Origin of the sequence: Acaryochloris sp. IP29b_bin.137 (assembly GCF_028285745.1) — a bacterium.
Taxonomy (GTDB): domain Bacteria; phylum Cyanobacteriota; class Cyanobacteriia; order Thermosynechococcales; family Thermosynechococcaceae; genus Acaryochloris.
The window spans coordinates 1-2,478 of the sequence record NZ_JANQOP010000188.1 but is presented as its reverse complement, the minus strand read 5'-3'; the positions used below and the strand labels follow the sequence as shown (position 1 = coordinate 2,478).

Below are 2,478 nucleotides of genomic sequence, written 5' to 3'. Positions count from 1 at the left end.
CGGTTGTTCAGAATGTGCCTCAGCACGGTGGTTTTACCGGCCCCAAGGAAACCTGAAAGTACGGTGACGGGGAGTTTGTTTGTATGTCTCATTGATTTCTATTACATTTCAATATGGTTCGTCTTTGGTTTGGCCAACTGATTGAATATTGAAAACAAATGATATGATACATCGTATCATTTTATTCTTTTGAATTTCGTGGAGCAGCCTAAAAGTCACTGTCTGTAACCATTCGTTGGCCCAGTAATCAGTAGATGGAGCATGATAGCCCTCTCGTTTAGGCTTAAAGATCGCGAATCTGCATCCAAGTACCACGTGATCGTTGAAAGCTATATCTAGTAAGCATCCTTGGAAAATTTCCAAAAACTTTCCTGAGAACGGCAATTTATTGGAAAGTTTTTATTTTTTGATCCAAGCCGTGTTGTTCTATCACAGGCATTTCTCAGAATAAATCTTGTCTAGAAGTTATTAGGTAGCATTTATTACTTTGATTTTTGATTAATATTTAGATATGGATACTTACAGTTATGGATACTAGTCTTCACATAGCTATTTTTTGACCCCAGATGTTCCTTCTTAGAGATGGCTAGCACTTTTCTGTAGGTACTTATAGATGCAACAACAAGCAGATAAAATTATCCAAACTTTAAAAGCGAAAGGCTTGCGAGTCACACCCCAGCGTTTTGCAGTCTATGAAGACTTACTAGCTCGTTCAGACCACCCAACTGCGGAGCAAATTACGAATCATCTGAATCAAGATGGACCAACCTCTTCCCAGGCAACGGTCTACTCTTCACTCCAGGCTTTACGCGAAGTGGGGCTTATCCGAGAGGTTCTCTTAGAAGAAGGCGTTTGTCGTTATGATGCCAATATCGACCCCCACCATCACTTCCAATGTCAGTCTTGTGGAGCGATTGAGGATATTGCCTGGGACCAGCTTCAGGATTTAGATTTTAAGGCGCTTCGCCCTGGGTTACAAGTCACTCATTATGAGATCACGGTGCATGGTGGATATTGCAATCGCTGCCGCCCCGAATAAAGGCAAAAAGCGTCGAGAACATCCCGTTAATCTTCTGTTCTGCGATCGTTGAGTGGATGACCCATTATCAATGATTTGCCCAGGACTTTTCGCAATTTTTCTCAGACCTAATTCACCATTGTCAAACCCTTGATCAGGTGGGTAGTATAGACCGCTGACACTCAGGACAGATGGCATGAATTGATAATTGACAATCTAACAGATGAAATCCCAATTTCTTGGTCGTCTTGGAACTGATTTTTAGAACGGCGTCACTCTTAAACTCAATGGTTTTATCACATTGAACACAAATTAGATGGTGATGATGGTGGGGATAGGGCTGATTCAGTTCATAGTGTTTATGACTTTCAGCGAATTCTAATTCCCGCAAAATACCCATGCGAGCCATTAATTTCAATGTTCGATAAATGGTCGATAAACTAATGGGCTCACCTTGTTCTTGCAGGAGAGTATGTAGATCTTCGGCACTCAAATGTTTGCCTTCTTCAAGGTCTTGAAACACATGAAGAATGGTTTCTCGCTGAGGGGTGAGGCGCCAACCTCGGTCATTCAGCTCTGCTTTGAGTGAGTTAGCAGTGTACATAGTCTTTTCTCAATAACACAAGCTTATTGAAAGTCTAACTATAAATGGATTAATTTGCAACAAGAAGATTTTATTGAGAAAAGTATTGTGGATTTTTTGCTCTCTTTAATTGCTGATCACCTGCATTAACAGGGTGTTTGAGCGATCAACCTTATCCTTGCTCAGCGATATGAAGCGCTAGTCCAGCCCCATTTAGAGTCCCAATCTGACTGATGGTGACAGATTTACTATGCTAAATCTCGGCTCTATGGACTTCCCCTAGAAATTAGTCCACTAGCTTATGCTTATCCGTTCTGTATCAGATGGATTGGGGGCGTTGGCTGATTTTAAAAATTATGATAATGATAATCATTATATTAAACTCTTGCTGGCAGCAAGTCTATCCATGAAAGAGACAAATTCTTCCTATGACGTGGTGATAGTCGGTGCAGGGCCAGCCGGGGTAGGTTGTGCAGTCGCGCTTCAAGATCTAGGCCTGAAAAACTTTATTCTGTTGGAACGGCAGCAGGTTGGAGCCTCCTTTAGCCGCTGGCCAGCGGAGATGAACTTGATAACCCCCTCATTTCCGAGTCATGGTTTTGGCCTACTCGATCTCAATGCCATTACCTTGAAAACATCGCCAGCGATTGCCTTTCGAAGAGAACATCTCAATGGCCAGCAGTATGCCCTCTACTTGCAAACGGTGGCCGATCACTTCCAGTTGCCTGTGAAGACAGGAACGGATGTTTTAGCAATTGAACCCCTTTCTCAGTGTCGTGGCTTTATCCTCAAGACTTCTGGCGGAGACGTCAAAACCCAGTTTGTGATCTGGGCTGCTGGAGAATTCCAATACCCAAGGGTCAATCCATTTGTGGGA

4 protein-coding genes are annotated in these 2,478 nt (G+C 42.8%); 2 read left to right on the top strand and 2 right to left on the bottom strand.

Annotated features, from left to right (window positions below; translation table 11 throughout):
• Positions 1–92 (bottom strand): GTP-binding protein (locus Q0991_RS13730; RefSeq protein WP_299489299.1); only part of this gene is annotated, 92 nt, incomplete at its 3' end.
• Positions 93–613: 521 nt separating this feature from the next.
• Here Q0991_RS13730 and Q0991_RS13725 point away from each other — a divergent pair.
• Positions 614–1,039 (top strand): Fur family transcriptional regulator, encoded by a 426-nt coding sequence (locus Q0991_RS13725; protein ID WP_299489298.1) that lies wholly within the window; start codon positions 614–616, stop codon positions 1,037–1,039.
• Between the two features lie 133 nt (positions 1,040–1,172).
• Here the strand turns inward: Q0991_RS13725 and Q0991_RS13720 are convergent, their stop codons facing one another.
• Entirely contained in the window at positions 1,173–1,622 is a 450-nt protein-coding gene (locus Q0991_RS13720) for a transcriptional repressor (protein WP_299489297.1), read from the bottom strand.
• Between the two features lie 385 nt (positions 1,623–2,007).
• Here Q0991_RS13720 and Q0991_RS13715 point away from each other — a divergent pair.
• The coding region (locus tag Q0991_RS13715) for an NAD(P)-binding domain-containing protein (protein WP_299489296.1) at positions 2,008–2,478 on the top strand (471 nt) is incomplete at its 3' end.